Origin of the sequence: Roseomonas sp. AR75, from assembly GCF_005222815.1 — a bacterium.
Taxonomy (GTDB): domain Bacteria; phylum Pseudomonadota; class Alphaproteobacteria; order Acetobacterales; family Acetobacteraceae; genus Falsiroseomonas.
In genome coordinates this window covers 283,034-300,751 of sequence record NZ_STGB01000003.1, presented here as the reverse complement: position 1 = coordinate 300,751, position 17,718 = coordinate 283,034, and the positions used below count along the sequence as shown (strand labels likewise).

Annotated in this window: 17 protein-coding genes; 9 read left to right on the top strand and 8 right to left on the bottom strand. The window is 69.8% G+C overall.

The features are described from left to right. Nucleotides 1-46: 46 nt before the first annotated feature. On the bottom strand, nt 47-1,159 hold the full coding sequence (locus E4T13_RS13425) for an alanine racemase (protein WP_206030170.1): 1,113 nt from the start codon (nt 1,157-1,159) through the stop codon (nt 47-49). Further along, complete coding sequence (locus E4T13_RS13420; protein WP_170984983.1) at nt 1,156-2,274, bottom strand: pyridoxal-phosphate dependent enzyme; 1,119 nt, start codon at nt 2,272-2,274, stop codon at nt 1,156-1,158. The genes E4T13_RS13425 and E4T13_RS13420 overlap by 4 nt, the downstream gene beginning before the upstream one ends. A gap of 50 nt (nt 2,275-2,324) precedes the next feature. Here E4T13_RS13420 and E4T13_RS13415 point away from each other — a divergent pair, with 50 nt between their 5' ends. Beyond that, nucleotides 2,325-3,434: a M20/M25/M40 family metallo-hydrolase gene (locus E4T13_RS13415; RefSeq protein ID WP_137178802.1), complete on the top strand. Its 1,110-nt coding sequence runs from the start codon at nt 2,325-2,327 to the stop codon at nt 3,432-3,434. 64 nt (nt 3,435-3,498) lie between these two features. On the opposite strand, the gene E4T13_RS13410 is transcribed toward E4T13_RS13415, so the two are convergent. The 5 genes from E4T13_RS13410 to E4T13_RS13390 form a co-directional block, all read right to left on the bottom strand. Continuing rightward, nucleotides 3,499-5,832, bottom strand: a complete 2,334-nt coding sequence (locus tag E4T13_RS13410) for a hypothetical protein (protein WP_137178801.1) — start codon at nt 5,830-5,832, stop codon at nt 3,499-3,501. A 141-nt stretch (nt 5,833-5,973) separates the two neighbouring features. Then, complete coding sequence (locus tag E4T13_RS13405; protein ID WP_137178800.1) at nt 5,974-7,317, bottom strand: tetratricopeptide repeat protein; 1,344 nt, start codon at nt 7,315-7,317, stop codon at nt 5,974-5,976. A gap of 13 nt (nt 7,318-7,330) precedes the next feature. Beyond that, nucleotides 7,331-8,017, bottom strand: a complete 687-nt coding sequence (locus E4T13_RS13400) for an SDR family NAD(P)-dependent oxidoreductase (protein ID WP_137178799.1) — start codon at nt 8,015-8,017, stop codon at nt 7,331-7,333. A gap of 62 nt (nt 8,018-8,079) precedes the next feature. Continuing rightward, nucleotides 8,080-8,403, bottom strand: a complete 324-nt coding sequence (locus E4T13_RS13395) for a YnfA family protein (protein WP_137178911.1) — start codon at nt 8,401-8,403, stop codon at nt 8,080-8,082. Further along, entirely contained in the window at nt 8,400-9,527 is a 1,128-nt protein-coding gene (locus E4T13_RS13390) for a M20 family metallopeptidase (RefSeq protein ID WP_137178798.1), read from the bottom strand. Before E4T13_RS13390 ends, E4T13_RS13395 begins: the two co-directional genes overlap by 4 nt. A 126-nt stretch (nt 9,528-9,653) precedes the next feature. Between E4T13_RS13390 and E4T13_RS13385 the strand changes: the two genes are divergently transcribed. Genes E4T13_RS13385 through E4T13_RS13375 form a run of 3 tightly spaced genes read left to right on the top strand, consistent with a single transcriptional unit; the run spans nt 9,654 to nt 11,670 of the window. Further along, entirely contained in the window at nt 9,654-10,103 is a 450-nt protein-coding gene (locus E4T13_RS13385) for a MaoC family dehydratase (RefSeq protein WP_137178797.1), read from the top strand. Beyond that, nucleotides 10,100-10,723 (top strand): TIGR00730 family Rossman fold protein, encoded by a 624-nt coding sequence (locus E4T13_RS13380; RefSeq protein WP_240791115.1) that lies wholly within the window; start codon nt 10,100-10,102, stop codon nt 10,721-10,723. Before E4T13_RS13385 ends, E4T13_RS13380 begins: the two co-directional genes overlap by 4 nt. A 5-nt stretch (nt 10,724-10,728) precedes the next feature. Beyond that, nucleotides 10,729-11,670 (top strand): bifunctional riboflavin kinase/FAD synthetase, encoded by a 942-nt coding sequence (locus tag E4T13_RS13375; RefSeq protein WP_137178796.1) that lies wholly within the window; start codon nt 10,729-10,731, stop codon nt 11,668-11,670. A gap of 22 nt (nt 11,671-11,692) precedes the next feature. On the opposite strand, the gene E4T13_RS13370 is transcribed toward E4T13_RS13375, so the two are convergent. Beyond that, entirely contained in the window at nt 11,693-12,442 is a 750-nt protein-coding gene (locus tag E4T13_RS13370; RefSeq protein WP_137178795.1) for an arylmalonate decarboxylase, read from the bottom strand. 145 nt (nt 12,443-12,587) lie between these two features. Here E4T13_RS13370 and E4T13_RS13365 point away from each other — a divergent pair, with 145 nt between their 5' ends. The 5 genes from E4T13_RS13365 to E4T13_RS13345 all read left to right on the top strand — a co-directional run bounded on the left by E4T13_RS13365 (nt 12,588) and on the right by E4T13_RS13345 (nt 17,714). After that, a complete protein-coding gene (locus E4T13_RS13365) occupies nt 12,588-13,565 on the top strand; it encodes a tripartite tricarboxylate transporter substrate binding protein (RefSeq protein WP_170984982.1) in 978 nt (325 codons plus the stop codon). A gap of 121 nt (nt 13,566-13,686) precedes the next feature. Then, nucleotides 13,687-15,837, top strand: coding sequence for a catalase (locus E4T13_RS13360; RefSeq protein ID WP_137178793.1), 2,151 nt, complete (start codon nt 13,687-13,689; stop codon nt 15,835-15,837). 120 nt (nt 15,838-15,957) lie between these two features. After that, nucleotides 15,958-16,644, top strand: a complete 687-nt coding sequence (locus E4T13_RS13355; protein WP_137178792.1) for a 50S ribosomal protein L25/general stress protein Ctc — start codon at nt 15,958-15,960, stop codon at nt 16,642-16,644. Between the two features lie 24 nt (nt 16,645-16,668). After that, complete coding sequence (pth, locus tag E4T13_RS13350) at nt 16,669-17,253, top strand: aminoacyl-tRNA hydrolase (RefSeq protein ID WP_137178791.1); 585 nt, start codon at nt 16,669-16,671, stop codon at nt 17,251-17,253. Then, nucleotides 17,250-17,714, top strand: a complete 465-nt coding sequence (locus E4T13_RS13345) for a hypothetical protein (RefSeq protein WP_137178790.1) — start codon at nt 17,250-17,252, stop codon at nt 17,712-17,714. The genes pth and E4T13_RS13345 overlap by 4 nt, the downstream gene beginning before the upstream one ends. The last annotated feature ends 4 nt before the right edge of the window (nt 17,715-17,718 follow it).

The following is a 17,718-nucleotide window of genomic DNA, read 5'->3' as shown; positions in this document are numbered from 1 at the left end:
AGGCGTAGCTTGCCACGGCGCGCCGCACCGCAGCATGCTCAAAGCGTTACCAATAGTTGCAGCGCAACCACTCCGCGACGACCCGTCCGCCGCGCAGCACATGGTAGCGGTCATGCGCCGCGGCGGTGAGGCAGGCATGGTTCGGCGCGATGCGCAGCCGGGCGCCGACCCGCAGCTTGTCGAAGGGCAGGGGCGTGTCACCGGCGGCGCGGACCTCGCCATGCTCCTGGTGCACGCGCACCACCATCGCCTCCCCAGGCAGGGGTTTTCCTTCGAGGTCCAGCACGCGGCCGAATTGCCAGTCGCGCGGCGCGTTCTGGGTGCTGCGGTCCTTCGACAGCGCGAGCGCGCCGGCATCCAGCAGCACCGTGCCCCGTGCGGGATAGCGGCCGATGACGCTGGCGAGCACCGTGACGGCGATGTCCTCCAGCGGGTGGGTGCCGATCTGGCCCTGGAACAGGTCGCCGAGCATGTAGACGCCGGCGCGCATCTCCGTGACGCCCTCCAGATGCGAAGCGTAGAGCGCGGTGGGGGAGGCGCCGGCCGAGACGATCCGCACCGCATGGCCGGCGGCGCGCAGGCGCGCCGCCGCGCGCACCACGCCGGCGCGTTCCGCCTCCGCGATGGCGGCCATCTCCGCCGCGCTCCGCCCGGCATAGGAATGGCCGGAATGGGAAGCGACGCCCGCCAGGCGCGGGCCGAGCGCGGCGCCGATGGCGAGCAGCTCGTCGCTGTCGGGTGCGACGCCGGCACGCGCCTCGCCCACATCCACCTCGATGAGTGCTTCCAGCTTCCCGGGATGCGCGGCGATGGCGCCAGCGGTGTCGAGGTCGTCCGTGATGACCTTCACCGCATTGCCCGCGGCGTTGAGTGCTGCAACGGCATCGAGCTTCGCCGGCACGATGCCGACGGCGTAGATCTGGTCGCGGAAGCCGTGGTCGGCGAAATAGCGCGCCTCCGCCAGCGTGCTGACGGTGATCGGGCCCTTGCCGGGTGCCGCCATCTCCGCGACCTGGGCGTTCTTGGCCGTCTTCATGTGCGGTCGCAGGATCACGCCGGGATGCCGCGCCATGGCCGTCGCCATGCGGGCGACGTTGCGCTCGAGGATGTCGAGGTCGAGCAGCAGGCAGGGTGTGGGCAGATCCAGCAGGCCGGTCACAGCGCGAGACCCAGCATCTCCGCGTAGCGCGGCGTGGATTTGAGGCCGGTGCCGGTCAGCACGACGACGGTGGTTTCCGCCGGGCCGATCCGTCCGCCGTTGCGCAGCTTGCCGAAGGCTGCCGCGGCCTGGGCGCAGGTGGGCTCGACATAGATGCCTGTGCGGGCCAGCGCGAGCGAGGCTTCCGCGATCTCCGCTTCCTCCAGCAGCACCGCGCCGCCGCCGCTTTCGCGCATCGCCGTCAGGCATTCCGGCAGGCGCAGCGGCTGGGCGATGGCGGTGCCCTCCGCGATGGTCGGCTTTGCCGGTTCCGCCGGCAGGCCGAGGGCCGCCCGCGCGATGGGGCCGCAATTGGCCGGCTGCGCCGCGAATATGCGTGGGAGCTTCGCGATCTGCCCGGCGCGCAGCAGTTCGGAAAAGCCGAGCCAGCAGCCCAGCACGTTGGAGCCCGCCCCGCAGGGCACGATCACGTTGTCCGGGGCGACGTACGATAAATCCTCCCAGAGTTCGTAGGCGAGGGTCTTGGTGCCTTCCAGGAAGAAGGGATGCCAGTTGTGGCTGGCGTAGAACACTTCGTTCGATTTGTTCAGCGCGGCGTCGGCGCAGTCCTGGCGAGAGCCGGGGATCAGCTCGATCGCGGCACCCGCCGCGCGCGATTGCACGGTCTTGGCGGGGCTGGTGCTGGCCGGGACGAAGATGGTCGCGGCCATCCCGCCGGCGGCGGCATAGGCGCTGACCGCCGCGCCGCCATTGCCCGAGGAGTCCTCCAGAACGCTCGAAATGCCCTGGTCGCGCAGCAGCGACAGCATCACGGACGCGCCGCGATCCTTGAAGCTGCCGGTCGGCATGAACCATTCGCATTTCAGCAGTGCCGTGCCGCCCGGCAGCGCGCGCTCCACCAGCGGGGTGCAGCCCTCGCCCATGCTGATCGGCGCCTTGGGGGCGAAGGGGAAGGCGGCGGCGTAGCGCCAGATGTTTCGTTCGTTCCGCGCGATGTCTTCGCGGGAGATTCCCTTGCGGGGCGTCAGCATCAGGGGCTCGCGGGCGTCGCCGCTCCAGCGCGGCTGGTCGAGCGGCCAGGTCCGGCCGGTGCGGGGGTCGAGGTAGCTCTGCATGGGGGGCACTCTCCCTTGCGGCGCTGCCCCGGGCAAGCGAGGCTCCGGGCATGCCAGACCTGACAGACCCCGTCCTCAAGCTCGCCGCGGAGCTCGTCGCGATCGACAGCCGCAGCTTCGTCTCCAACCTCCCGGTCGCCGACCGGATCGAGCGCGAGCTCGGCGGCTTCGATCTGGAGCGGCTGGACTACGTGGACGCGAACGGCGTCGCGAAGCGCGCGCTGGTGGCGCACAGGGGGCCAAAGGGCGGCTATGCCCTGTCGGGCCATATGGACACGGTGCCGGCGACGGGATGGGAGAGCGACCCCTGGGCGCCGCTTCTGGACGAGGCGGGGCTGCTGCACGGCCTCGGCAGCGTGGACATGAAGGGGCAGGTCGCGGCAGCCATCGTCGCCGCGCAGCAGGCGCCGAAGGACGTGCCGGCGACGCTGCTGATCACGTCGGATGAGGAGACCACCAAGGCCGGCGCCGCGCGCATCGCGAAGGACAGCGCGCTCGCGAAGTCGCTCGGTCTCAAGGGCATCATCGTGGCGGAGCCCACCAGCCTGGCGCCGGTGCGCGGCCATCGCAGCCATATCGCCTTCATGGCGATCGCGCGCGGCGTGCAGGCGCATTCCTCCACCGGCAAGGGCGAGAACGCCAACTGGAAGCTGCTGCCCTTCCTGGCGGCGATGCGCGGCGTCTTCGACCGGCTGCGCAGCGATGCGTCGCTGCAGGATGCGGAGTACGACCCGCCCTTTTCCGACTTCAACCTGGTGCTGGACAACCACGGCACGGCGCTGAACGTGACGGTGGCGAAGGCGACCGCGCATATCAAGTTCCGCTACAGCGCCAAGGTGGATCCCACACCTGTGGTGGAAGCGGTGCGCGCTGCGGCGAAGGATGCCGGTCTCGACTTGCAGGAGCAGTGGGAAGGCCGCCCGCCCGAACTGCCGGCAGATCACCCGCTGGTGGCCTTCGGCGTGAAGCTCAGCGGCAAGCCGCCGCGCACGGCGCCCTACGGCACCGATGCCAGCGAGTTGCAGGCGCTGGCACCCTGCCTGGTGCTGGGGCCGGGCGATGTGGGCCTGGCGCATACGCCGCGCGAATGTGTGCGCGCTGCGGAGTTGGTGGAAGCGGTGCCGCTGTTCGGCAGGGTGTTGGCGGCCGGCGCGGGGTGAACCGCGCCGCGGCAGATGTACGGGGAGGAGATCGCCCCCTCCCCGATTTTTCGCTCTGCCGGGATCAGAACGCGAAGACGTTGAAGGTGATGTCCTGCAGGTTGAACTGATCGGCCGAGGTGGGGGCCGAGACCCGCAGCGTGTCGAAGGCCTGCCCATCGTAGCCGGTCAGGTCGTCGAGGTTCACGCTGGTGATGTTGCTGCCCGTGTTGTTCAGCAGCGACGTCTCCAGGATCAGGTTGCCGCCGGCATAGAACTCGAAATTGGCGGTCTCTCCATTGCCGAAGGCGGTAAAGCCCAGCGTTCCGCCAAAGGCGAAGGCGAGTTGGTCGTCGAGGAGGTTGGAGTCGCCGTCATCGGGCAACGAGGCGCCAGTCTTCAGGGAGATTGTCACCGCGCCATTCGGCCCGTCGATGTCGCGGTTGTTGTCGCCGTCGCCGGTCGAATAGATGCCCTCCGGCTTGCGCCAGCGCACATCGGTCGGGTCGCCGTCCAGCGTGAAGTAGGTGAAGACGTCGCCGATGGGCAGGTTCTCCACGATCACGCCGTCCACCAGCGGGTGATACTCGGGATTGGCGCCGGTATTGATGAAGCCTTGGCCGTCGCCGGCGCGATCCACCAATTCGTTCACACCGTCGTTCCGGACATCCAGCCGGATGCGGTCGTAGCTGTCCGCCGCGCCCGGCGTGAAGGAGGCGATCGCGTCGATGTCGAGGTCGGTGAGGGCAAGGTTGGACGCCGCGTCGACGAGCGCGACGATCTCCAGAGTGTCGAAGGTGCCTGCCCCGGAAACCGCCCGGTCGGCAAGGCCCAGGCCATCATCGAGGTCGATGGCAACCTGCTCGACCAGTGTGCCGCCGGAGAACAGGCGGACGACGACGTCCATGCCGTCATGCGAGTCGGGCTCGTACTTGAAGTCGAGCAGCGCGGAGACGCCGGCGAAGCTGCTGCCCAGTTCGAAGCGCATGATCTCGCCGTTGTTGAACTCGCGATTCCCGGTGCCTTCGTCACCGTAGTTGCCGCCGGGCTGATAGGGCGTGCCGTCCTCGGCCACGGCGTTACTGCCGGAGTCGACCACGAGTCCGCCTCCGGTGACGCTGCCGCCACCGTTCCCGCTGCGCAGCCCGCCCTCCTGCTGCTGGAAGTCCGGGTCGCCGGGTTGCGTGTTGCCGAACCGGTCCGGCAGGCCGATACGCGAGTCGAACTGACCGAAGACCGTGAGATCGAAGATGTTGAGCGGCGTGTCCGTTCCGTTTAGGTTCCCCATGGGGTCCGCGTTCGGATCGCTGCCAAAGAAGAAGTCCGAGGAGGAAGTCGACAGCAGCTCCCGCGCATCCACCCCATTCTTGCCGATGTCGAGCGTCGCATAGAGGCCGCGATCCGGCGCCGTGGTGTCGATCTCGAAGGAGATCATGGCATTCGCGGTGGGCAGGGGCGGGATGGTGTCCGGCACGACATCGGCTGCCAGCACCAGGTCGTCGGCCGACCAGCCGACGGCGTTATCGAACACCGAACCGATGGTGAGGTCGTTCGAGCCCGCAGCCTGGAAGGCGTCGAAGAAGGCGACGATGTCGCCGAGGTCGCCGACGAAGGCGTTGCCGTCGATCCAGATCGTCTCGTTCTCGTAGTTGATCGTCACCTTGGTGCCGTCCGCGAGCACGCCGAGGTTCAACTCGCCGGCCGAGTCGTCCTGCACGAAGCCGCCCTGCAGGTCGCCATTGGTGTCGTCGATGGTCGCGCCGTCGCTGTCGATGATCACGGCCGTCTCGGCGCCGTTCACGCGCACGGTGAAGGAGGCCATCAGAAGCTGCTTGCCCTGCTTGACCTCGAAGTTGATCGACTCGCCGTTGTTCAGGCGCGAGGCGTTGCCGCCTGGATCGAAGCCAGCATTGCCGATCACGCCGAAGCCGACGCCATCGGAGAACATGATCCGGTTGCCGGTGTCGGCAGCTTCCATGGTCGCGGTGTCGAGCTTGCCCGGGCCGGAACGGGCAAGGCCGGTGATGGTGAACGGATCGTCCGAATCGTCCAGCGTGCCGGTGGTATCCACCAGCCGCCCGCCATTGAGGTCGGCGATGTTATAGGCCACCACGCCCTCGCCGACGCGCAGGTCGCCCGTGGTGTTCACCTGGCCGGCAAGCGCGGTGTCCACCGAGCCGTCCAGTACGTTCACGCCAAGCGCCGCCATCTGCTCGGCGGTGCCGGTGAAGGCGAGGAACTGCTTCCACTCGCTGCCGGTGAAGTCGACCGTCGTGCCATTGCTGTAGGTGCGGGTCGCGAAATCCTCGTTGGAGGTCAGGTACTCCAACTGCTCGCCGCTCGGGCCTGGCAGGGCGAAATCGACAGAGCGGGTGCCGAACCAGAAATACTGGGTGGTGGTCGTCGGGACGATCGTCATGGCGTTTTCTCCTGCCGCCGCGTCATCAGCGGCTCAGCAGGAATTGTTAGGAAAAAGGAACTTTTCTGCCACTAACTCACGGTTGCATACAGTGTAAGACGATCACCCGACATTGTATGGCAAAATGCATAACATTCCGGATCAGTGCATTACGAGGCGCGCGCCATCCGCATAGCCGATGCGCTTTTCCGGCGGGACAGGATGGCGGCCGGCGACCCGCTCCAGCAGCATCCGCGCATCCTCCGTGAGGCCCGCCTTCATCGCCGCATCGAGGAAAAGCTGCTCCAGCACGTCCTGCTGCGCGTGGCTGCCGCCGAGGCGATGCAGGTCGCCCAGCGCCGGCCGCAACGCGTTCACTGCATCCGCGAAGCGTCCCTGCCGATGCGCGAGCGCCGCGCGGCAGGCGGGCAGCGCGGCATCGCGCAGGATGGCCGCATGCGCCGTGTTGCCGCGACCCGCCTCCGCCACCGACTGCAGCAGGCGCTGCGCCGCCGCCTCCCGCCCCGTCGCCGCCAGCGCCATCATCCAGTGCGGCTGGGTGAAGGCCGAAAGCGTGTCGCCGATACGCGCCTCGGCCTTGTCCGCCAGTTCCGTCCAGCGATCGCCAACCGGCACGCCCTGGCGTTCCAGCCGCCACAGCATCGAGGCGGCATTCTGCACGTCGATATAGAGATCGGGCATCGCCTGCGTCACCGGCGAGGCATGGTCGCGGAAGCGGCGGTCATAAAGCGCCAGCACCGCATCGAACTCGCGCCGCTCGACATGGAACATCGCGCGGTGCCACCACAGATGATGCATCAGGTTGTTGCCGCCTGCCCAATGCGGCTCACCTGCATCCAGCCAGGCGATGCCCTCGCTGCGGCGGCCCTGCATCTCCAGCACATGCGCCACGCCATGCGTCGCCCAGAGATCGCCGGGATCGAGCGCCACGGCATCCCGCCCGGCATGCTCGGCCACGGTGTAGTTGCCGCATTCCTCGTTGGCGAAGCAACGGCAAGCCAGCACGCTGCCCCAGCCGGGAATGTCGGCGGACCAGTGCGGCAGGATGCGCTCGACGAGCGACAGCATGCGCTCCGGCGCGCCCATCCAGAAGGCGGTGAAGTGGTGCAGGCGGAAGGCGAGGATGTCGCGCGGATGCTCCGCCACGATCTGCTCCCACACGCCGAGCGCGGCTTCGGGTCGGCCGCCGCTCCAGGCGCGCAGCGCGGCGAGATGCGCGCGTTCCCGCGCATTGGCCGGCAGCGCCTCGGCGCGCGCCAGCGCGGCTTCTGCGCGCGGCAGCATGCCGCGGTCGTAGGCGAGCATCGCGGAGTAGCCCGCCATCGCCTGCAGCAGCGGCGCCTGCGGGTCGAGCGCCAGCGCCGCCTTCAGCCGCGCGCCGGTGTCGAAGCGGTAGCGCAGGAAGCCATCGATCACCCGGTCGAAGCCCAGCGCCGCGTCGTCAGACGCGGCCGTCATCGCCAGCCCCTGTGCGTCCTTCGGCATGATCCGCAACTCCTCAGAAGGTCTCGACCCAGGGCCGCATCTCGATCTCCTGCGACCAGGCGCTGCGCGGCTGCTCCACCGCGGCGAAGGCGGCCTCGGCGATCGCGTCGGGGTCGAGCAGCGTCTCCTCGCCGGGGTCGGGGCGGCGCGCGCTGCGGATGCCGCCATCCACAACGATGTGGACGACATGGATGCCCTGCGGGTGAAGCTCCCGCGCCAGCGCCTGGCCCAGGCCCCGCAGCGCGAACTTGCCCATCGCGAAAGGCGCGGAGCGCGGATAACCCTTCACGCTGGCGGAGGCGCCGGTGAGCAGGATCGTGCCGCGGCCGCGCGGCGTCATCGGCCGCGCCAGCATGTGCTTCGCCGCCTGCTGCGCGACGAGGAAGGCGCCGAAGGCGCAGACCTCCAGCGTGCGACGGACGCCCGTCGGGTCCAGCTCCGTCACCGGCCCGCGCACGCGGAAGGAGGCGTTGTAGAGCACGATATCGGCGCCCGCGGCCTGCGGCGTCGCGAACAGCGCTGCCACTTGCGCGGGATCGGACGCATCGCAGGCATGGGTGGTGGCGCCGATCCCGGCGGCCAGCGGGGCGAGCTTCTGCACGTTGCGCGCGGCCAGCGCGACGGCATGGCCCGCGCGGGAAAGGCGACGCGCGAAGGAGGCCGAGAAGCCTTCGCCCGCCCCGACGATCAGCGCCTGCATCGCGATCCTCCCTTGCTGTCCGGCCACGCTGCAACCACAGGTCACGCCGGCAAGGCAAGCCCTCAGGCGCCGCGCGGCGCGAACAGGATCACCGCGGCGCCGCCGAGGCAGAGCGCAGCGCCGACCAGGTCCCAGCGATCCGGACGCGCGCCTTCCGCCAGCCACATCCAGGCCAGTGACGCCGCGATGTAGACGCCGCCATAGGCGGCGAAGGCGCGGCCGGCGAAGGGCGTATCCACGCGCGTCAATGCCCATGCGAAGAGGATGAGCGAGACCACGCCGGGCAGCAGCCACCAGGCCGACCGCCCCAGCCGCAGCACCGCCCAGAAGGCGAAGCAGCCGGCGATCTCCGCGAAGGCGGCGAGAAGATACAGCGCAGCGGTCAGCCGATCTCCTCCAGCAGCGCGCAGAGCGTCGCGCAGCGCGGCGCGAGCTGTTCCCACAGGATGTGCTCATGCGGCGCATGCGCGCCGGCGCCAGGGCAGCCCAGCCCGTCGAGAGTCGGCACGCCCATCGCGGCCGTGAAGTTGCCGTCCGAGCCCCCGCCGCGATGCTGCACCGGCAGTTCGTAGCCGTGCTTCGCGGCCAGCGCCTTGGCCTGGTCGTAGAGCGCCAGGATCTCCGGCGTCTCGGCGAAGGGCGGGCGGTTCATGCCGCCGGTGACCGTCACGGCGACGCCGTCGCGCTCATAGGCCAGCGCATGGATCGCCGCTTCCATCTTCTCGCCGAGCGGGATGGTCGGCACGCGCAGGTCCACCTCGCACCACGCCTCGGGCGAGATCACGTTGGGGCGCGTGCCGCCGCCGATGGGCGCGACATTGGTGGTGACGCCCGCGGCGAGGTCCGTCATGGCGTGGACCTTCAGGATCACCTCGGCCAGCGCGACGATGGCGCTGCGGCCGTCGCTCCAGTTGCCGCCGAAATGGGCGGAGACGCCGCGCACACGCACCATGAAGCGGCCGACGCCCTTGCGTGCCGTCACCGCCGAACCGTTGGCGCCGGCGGGTTCGGGGATCAGCACGGCGCGCGCGCCCTTCGCGGCCTGCTCAATCGGCGCGCGGCTGGTCGGGCTGCCGACTTCCTCGTCCGGCGTCAGCATCAGGATGATGGGGCGACGGGTGGACGTCTTCTGGCGCAGGATCTCGCGCACGCTGTGGAAGGCCATGAAGCTGCCGGCCTTCATGTCGTAGATCCCCGGGCCATGCGCCTTCGCGCCCTCAACCCGCCAGGGCATGGAGGTGGCGAGCGTGTCGTGGTCCCAGACCGTGTCGAGATGGCCGGCCACGACCACAGGCGCACCCTCGCCCGGCGTGCGGCAGACCAAGGTGTCGCCGAAGCCGTCGCGGCCTGGCAGGCGCTCGATGGCGCCGCCCGCGGCGGCAAGCTCGGCCTGGCAACGGTCCAGCAGGCGGTTCACCGCGCCGGCATCGGTGGTGGGCGTCTCCGCCTCCACCCAGCCGCGCAACTCGGCCAGCAGGCGGTCGGAGGAGCCGATCTCGGTCTTGGGCATGGGGGTGTCCGGCAGGGAAAGCGGGGCTTCTGGCAAGCCGTCGCGGCGCCGTAAACCCCGCCCCTTGCCCGGCCGCAACCCCAGGGCTAACCAAGCGTGTTGCGCTGCAGCGGAGCCGCGAGATCCATGAGTGAAGGCGTGTTCTACGAGGACCTGGCCGTCGGCCAGAAAGCGAGCTTCGGCAAGACCATCACCGAGGCCGACATCGTGCTGTTCGCTGCCGTTACCGGCGACACCAACCCGATGCACCTGAACGAGGAATACGCCAAGGGCACGATCTTCGGCGAGCGCATCGCGCATGGCATGCTGGCCGCGGGCCTGATCACCAAGGTGATGGGCACGCAGCTTCCGGGTCCCGGCACGATCTATCTCTCGCAGAACCTGAAGTTCCGCCGCCCCGTGCGGATCGGCGACACGGTGACGGCGACGGTCGAGATCACCGCGCTGAGCCCGGAGAAGCACCGCGTCTCGCTGCGCACCGTCTGCGCCGTGCGCGGCGAGCCTGTGCTGGAGGGCGAGGCGCTGGTGACGGTGCCGTCCCGCGCGGGCCATCGCGTGAAGGAAGCGGCGGAGTGACCGCATCCGATGAGGGTAGGGCCGGACCGCGCAAGCTGAAGCGCGTCTGCGTGTTCTGCGGCTCCACCGTGGGCAGCCGGCCGGCCTATGCCGAGGCCGCACGCGCGCTGGGGCGGGAGGTTGCGGCGCGCGGGCTTGGCCTGGTCTATGGCGGCGGCGCGGTCGGGCTGATGGGCATCGCCGCGGACGCCGCGCTGCAGGCCGGCGCGGAGGTGATCGGCGTGATCCCCTATGGGCTGCTGAAGCGCGAGGTCGGCCATGGCGGCGGCGTCGAGATGCACATCGTGGACACGATGCATGAGCGCAAGGCGAAGATGGCCGAGCTCTCGGACGGCTTCGTCGTGCTCCCCGGTGGCTACGGCACGCTGGAGGAGGCGGTGGAGGCGCTGACCTGGTCGCAGCTCGGCATCCAGGACAAGGGCGTCGTGTTCCTGGATGTCGAGGGCTACTGGGGCCCGTTCATGGCCGCGCTGGACCACATGGCGACAGAGGGCTTCGTGCGGCCGCAGCACCGGCCGCTCGCGATGCATGCGGCGACGCCGGGCGCGGCGCTGGACGCGCTGGACGCCTTCGCGCCACCGCCTGGCACGCAGGTGTGGCTGCGGCCGGAGCAGATGTGACGGCGATGCCGGCAGTCGTCGAGGACTGGTGCGCAGTTCCGGCTGACCTGCGCGGCGCTACGGTGGCGCTCGGCAATTTCGATGGCGTGCATCTCGGCCATGCCGCGGTGATCCGCGCCGCGCATGGCGCGCGGCCCGACCTGCCGCTTGCGGTGCTCACCTTCGAGCCGCATCCCCGCGAGCACTTCCGCCCGGAGGACCCGCCCTTCCGCCTGACCTTGCTGCCGGCCAAGGCCGAGGCGCTGGGCGTGCTCGGCGTTGCGGTGGTGTATGCGCTGCGCTTCGACGCCGCCCTTGCCGCCATGCCGGCCGAGGCCTTCGTGGAGCAGGTGCTGGCGGAGGGCGTCGGCGCGAAGCACCTGGTCTGCGGCCACGACTTCGCCTTCGGCCATCGCCGCGGCGGCGACATCGCCTTCCTGACGCGCGAGGCGGAGGCGCGCGGCATCGGCCTGACGGTGGTGCCGGCCGTCGCGGACGAGGCCGGGCCGATCTCCTCCTCGCGCATCCGCCGCCTGCTGCAGGACGGCTATCCCGAGCGCGCCGCGCGCGAACTCGGCCGCGACTGGGAGCTGCGCGGCGAGGTCTTCCGCGGTGACCGGCTGGGGCGCGAGCTCGGCTGGCCGACGGCCAACATCCTGCTCGGCCGCCACCTGGAACCCGCCCGCGGCGTCTATGCGGTGACGGTGGCGCTGGCGGACGGGGCCGTGGTGCCGGGCGTCGCCAATGTCGGCCGCCGCCCCACGCTGGGCGGCGATCCGGTCACGCGGCTGGAGGCGCATCTGTTCGACTGGTCGGGCGACCTCTACGGGCAGGAAATCCGCGTGCGCCTGCACAGCTTCCTGCGGCCCGACGCGACCTTCGACGGGCTCGATGCGCTGAAGGCCGCGATCGCCGCGGATGCGGCGGAGGCGCGGCGCGTGCTGGGCGCATGGGGCGGGCTTGGATAGCCACGCCCCCTGCGCAACGGGGTCAGAACCGCTCCAGCAGCTTGCCGCAGCCCTCGACCTTGTCCTGGATGCCGCGCGCGCGCAGCGCGTGCCAGTAGGTCGCCGTGTTGATCGCGATCACCGGCTTGCCGAGCCACATCTCCGCCATCGCCGCGAGCTTCACCATGGAGAGGTTGGTGCCGACCTGCACGATCGCGTCCACGTCGTCGCCATCCAGGTATTTCATGGCGGCGACGCATTCCTCCGACGTCGTCTCAGCGATGCCGATCCAGCTCGGCCGCTGCAGCGCGATGTCGCGCACGACGGAAAAGCCCATGTCGGTGAAATAGCGCGCGACCTCGATGTTCATCGCCGGCCAATAGGGCGAGAGCACCGCGATGCGCTTCACCCCGCCATAGGCGTTCAGCGCCGCCGTGCAGGCATGGCTGCCGACGCTGATCTTGAGGCCGGAGAACTCCTCCACCTGCTTCACGAAGCGATCGGCGCCCTTCACCCCGTCGAAGAAGGTGACCGCCGACATGCCCATCACCAGGTGGTCGGGCGCGCAGGTCAGCACCGACTTCACCGCGTCCAGGGTGTTGCCGGCGATGACCTCGGCGCCGGCCCGGAAGGTCTCGTTAGAGATGGCGTTGGCGTTCGGCGTGAAGATGCGCGCGTAGTGGTTCGTCACCCCGGCCGGGCGCATCATGTCGAAATCGGGCTGCACGATGGTGTTGGTGGACGGTCCCATCACCCCGAACTTGCACCGCCAGCCCAGCATGTCCTTGCTCATCGCAGCCCTCCTCGGCAATCGCGCGGGCGCAGCCTGCCATATCGGCGACGCGGCGGAAGAGGGCCGCGCGGGTACGAATATTGGAAGGGAGTTGCGTCCGGGCCGTCTCCGAACCAGTTTGCGGGGAGTCAGGGAGACCTATTCGATGACATCCTCGCTGCCGCGCCGCCTGGCGCTTGGCCTCGGCGCAGCCCTTCTCACGCGGCCCGCCCTTGCCCAGACCGGCGATTGGCCGAACCGGCCGATCCGCTGGGTGAACCCCGGCCCGGCCGGCGGAGCGGGCGATGTCATCTCCCGGCTGGTGGCGGACCGGCTGAGCGCGCGGCTCGGCCAGCCTGTCGTGGTGGACAACCGCCCCGGCGCCGGCACCAATATCGGCATGGCGATCGTCGCCCGCGCGCCGGCCGACGGCTACACGGTCGGCCTGGCGACCATCGCGGCGAATGCCGCCAACAAGTGGCTCTACCGCAGCCTGCCCTTCGACCCGGAGAAGGACTTCGCCGCCGTCGGGCTGATCGGGCTGGTGCCCAACATCGTGGTGATCCCGCCGAGCGTGCCGGCGCAGACCCTGCAGGAATTCATCGCCTGGGCGAAGGCGCAGAACCGGCCGATCAATTTCGGTTCGGTCGGCGCGGGTTCCTCGCAGCACCTGGCGGGCAGCCAGTTCCAGGTGATCACCGGCATCCCGATGCAGCACCTGCCCTATACGAACAGCGGCCAGATGAACACGGACCTCATGGAAGCGCGCATCGACATGCTGTTCCAGTCCATCTCCGCGGTGACGCAGATGGCGCAGAGCGGGCGGATGCGCCCGATCGCGGTGAGCGGCACGAACCGCGTCGGAGCCTTCCCGGACCTGCCGACGATGCAGCAGCAGGGCGTGGACATCACCTCGACCGGCTGGTTCGGCCTCTGCACGCCCGCCGGCGTGCCGGAGCCGATCCTCGCGCGGCTCGACAAGGAACTCGGCGAGATCGTGGAGGACCCGTCCTTCCGCGAGCGGCTGGCCGCCACGGGATCGATCCCGCGGAAGATGGGGCGTGCGGATTTCCAGCGCTTCATGAACGAGGAGAGCCTGCGCTGGCGCGACGTGATCCGCGCGGTGGGTGCAAGCGCCGACTGAGGCGCGGCCCCGGAACTTATCCGGGCCTCGGTCTTTCTGGGGATGTGCCGGTCCGCAGCGCGCTGCGGCGGATGGCACAAGGCGTTGGCCGATCGGGCCACGCGACCCCCGGAGGACCCCCATGCCGAACGACGCCGCATCGCCCAGCCTCGACAACGCGCTCGGGCACCATGCGCCGGGCGCCGGACAGCGGGAATTCGGGACCGGATTCGGCAAGGGCGGAGAGACGCATCAGCAGGTGCCCGCCAAGGGGAAGCATGGCGACGGCACGGCGCATCTGACCGACAATTTCGGCCATCGCATCGCCGACAACCAGAACTCGCTGCGCGCCGGCGCACGCGGCCCGACGCTGCTGGAGGACTTCGTCCTCCGCGAGAAGATCTTCCACTTCGACCATGAGCGCATCCCCGAGCGCATCGTCCATGCCCGCGGCACCGGCGCGCATGGCGTGTTCGAATGCATGAAGGCGATCCCGGAGCTGACCACCGCCTCCATCTTCCAGAAGGCCGGCGCGACCTGCCCCGTCTTCGTGCGCTTCTCCACCGTGGCCGGCGGTGCGGGTTCGGTGGACACGCCGCGGGACGTGCGCGGCTTCGCCGTGAAGCTCTACACCGAGAGCGGCAACTGGGACCTGGTCGGCAACAACATCCCCGTCTTCTTCATCCAGGACGCCATCAAGTTCCCCGACCTGGTGCACAGCGTGAAGATGGAGGCGGACCGCGGCTATCCGCAGGCTGCGTCGGCGCACGACACCTTCTGGGACTTTATCGGACTGATGCCGGAATCGCTGCACATGATCATGTGGGCGATGTCGGACCGCGCGATCCCCCGTTCCTACCGCATGATCGAAGGCTTCGGCGTGCACAGCTTCCGCTTCGTGAATGCGAAGGGGGAGGGGCGGTTCGTCAAGTTCCACTGGAAGCCCGTGCTCGGGCTGGAATCCACCACCTGGGACGAGGCGGTGAAGATCGCCGGCGCCGATCCCGACTTCCATCGCCGCGACCTTTTCGAGGCGATCGCTGCCGGCGATTTCCCGCAATGGGAACTCGGCATCCAGGTGTTCGACGAGGCCTGGGCGGCGAAGCAGCCCTATGACGTGCTGGACGCGACGAAGCTGGTGCCGGAGGAGGAGATCCCGGTGCAGGTCGTCGGCCGCATGACGCTGAACCGCAACGTGGACAACTTCTTCGCCGAGACCGAGCAGGTCGCCTTCCTGCCGAGCAACGTCGTCCCCGGCATCGACTTCACCAACGACCCGCTGCTGCAGGGGCGCCTGTTCTCCTACCTCGATACCCAGAAGTCACGGCTCGGCACGACGAATTTCCACCAGATCCCGGTGAACGCGCCGAAATGTCCGTTCCACAATTTCCAGCGCGACGGGATGATGCAGACCCTGGTGCCGACCGGCCGCGCCAACTACGAGCCGAACAGCCTGGCCCAGGCGGGCGAGCCCGGCGGGCCGCGCGAATGCCCTGCCACCGGCTTCACCTCCTTCCGTGCCAATGACGAGCGCAACGACGGCGGGGAGAAGCTGCGGGTGCGCGCGGAACTCTTCGCCGACCACTACAGCCAGGCGCGGCTGTTCTACCGGTCGCAAACCGCGAGTGAGCAGGCGCATATCGCCTCGGCGCTGGTGTTCGAATTGTCGAAGGTTCAGATCGAGCACATCCGCAAGCGCGTGCTGTCGCGGCTGCGCAACATCGACGAGGACCTGGCCGCGCGCGTGGCCAAGGGGCTGGCCATGGACCTGCCGGAGGCCGCCGAGGCGGCGCGCGAGCCGGTGGAGATGAGGCCCTCCGCCGCGTTGTCGATCCAGAAGAACGCCAAGCATACAATGAAGGGCCGGAAGGTCGGCATCCTGTTCGCCGAAGGCTCCGACCTCGCGGCGATCGAGAAGCTCAAGGCGGAGATCACCGAGGCCGGCGGCACGCCCTTCCTGGTCGCGCCCAAGGTGGGCGGCCTGGCGGTGAAGGGCGGGATGCTGAAGGCGGATGGGCAGCTCGCCGGCTCGCCCTCCGTCCTGTTCGACGCCGTCGCCTCGATCCTGATGCCGGACCAGGCGGCGAAGCTTGCGAAGGATGGCGCGGCAATCCAGTGGTTCATGGACGCCTATGCCCACTGCAAGACCATCGCGCATTGCCGGGGCACGCAGGTGATCCTCGACAAGGCGCATGTCGAGCGGGATGACGGTGTGGTCCCCATCGAGTCCTTCGCCCGGGTGGGCACGAAGCGGCACTGGGACCGGGAGCCGAAGGTCCGCGACCTGGCGTGACCCCCCGGGGCGCAGGAGGCCTTCGCCCCTTGCGTCCCTTGGCCCCTTCCGCTACCCACCGCCCGCGCTGGCACCCCTGGAGGCCGGCGCTTTCCGTGTTTGTGCATAAGGAGCCTGGCGATGGTCCAGACTGTTCGGATCGAGGCCGTGGCGCGCGGGCGTGCCGGTAAGGGGGCGGCGCGCGCGACCCGGCGAGAGGGGCTGGTCCCCGGTGTTGTGTATGGCGCGAAGCAGGAGGCGACGCTGATCGCCCTCGACCCGCGCGACGTGGTCAAGGAACTGACCAAGGGCGGCTGGCAATCCCACCTGTATGAGGTGGCGGTGAAGGAAGGCCCGACGGAGCGCACCATCATGCGCGACGTGCAGTTCGACCCGGTGACGGACCGCCCCGTGCACGTGGATTTCCAGCGGGTTGCGCCCGGCGCGCGCATCCGGGTCCGCGTCCCCGTGGTGTTCCTGCACGAGGACACCAGCCCGGGCCTGAAGGCCGGCGGCGTGCTGAACGTCGTCCGCCGCGAGGTCGAGGTTCTGGCCGAGCCCGACAAGGTGCCCGACCATTTCGAGCTCGACCTGGCCGAGGCGAAGATCGGCGACAACCTGCGCTGGTCCTCGATCAAGGACACCTTCGGCGCCCGCCCGGGCATCGTCGGCCGCGACTTCATGGTGGCCTCGATCGCCGCCCCGCGGGTCGAGGCCGAGGCCGCGCCGGCAGCGGCCGCCGCGCCGGAGCCCGCCAAGGGCAAGGGCGGCAAGGCCGCGCCGGCCAAGGCTCCGGCAGCGGCCGCGGCGCCTGCCAAGAAGAAGTAACCTCCGCGCCGGGAGGACGATGCGGTGCTGCTGTGGGTGGGGCTCGGCAATCCCGGGCCGGAACATGCCAGGCAGCGCCACAACATCGGCTTCATGGCGCTGGATGCGATCGCCCGGCGCCACGGCTTCTCGCCGTGGCGCAAGCGATTCAAGGGCGAGGTCGCGGAAGGCGCGCTGGGTGGCGTGAAGGTGCTGGCGCTGAAGCCGATGACCTACATGAACGCCTCGGGCGACGCTGTGCAGCAGGCGGCGTCCTTCCTTAAGATCAGGCCCGCCGACATCTGGGCGTTTCATGACGAGCTGGACCTCGCGCCCGGCAAGGTGCGGGTGAAGAAGGGCGGCGGCACCGCCGGCCACAACGGCCTGCGCGACATGCAGCGCGCCCTGGCGACGGCCGATTTCGCGCGTGTGCGGCTTGGCATCGGCCATCCTGGGCACCGTGACGCCGTGACGGGCCATGTGCTCGGCAACTTCGCCAAGGTGGATGCCGGCTGGGTGGAGGCGCTGCTGGACGCCCTGGCCGATGCTGCGCCGCTGCTGGCGGCCGGCAAGCCGGAGGATTTCATGACGCGCGTCGCGCTGCTGACGCAGGAGAACGAGACGCGATGAGCGACGACGTCTTTCCCGACAGCTTCGGCGAGATGACCCACGGGCCGGGCCCGGAGGATTTCGCCAATGGCGCCGCCGCGCTGGCCGCGGGGCTGGTGCGGGAAGCGCAGGCGCTGGCGCAATCCGCCGCTGCGCTGCGCGCCGCCACCGTGCCCGGGCCGGAAGGCGTGGGCGACGTGCGCCGCGCGCGGCTTGCGCTGCATGCGGGCGGCGAGGCCGCGATGCGCGCGGCTCTGGCGCTGGACGCGGCGGCGATGCTCGGCGCGAACCAGCGCGCCGCCGAACTGGCGCCGCGCCTGGCGGAGGCCGCGAAGCGTGCGGGCCTGCCCGCCGCCACCGTCGCGCCGCTGCTGCGTGCGGCGGCGCTGGATTTCCGCACCGACGACGCCGCGGCGCGCATCGCCGCCTCCACCCTTGCCGCGGAGCTCTGTGCGCTGCTCGCGGCCGACACGACGGGCTGAACGA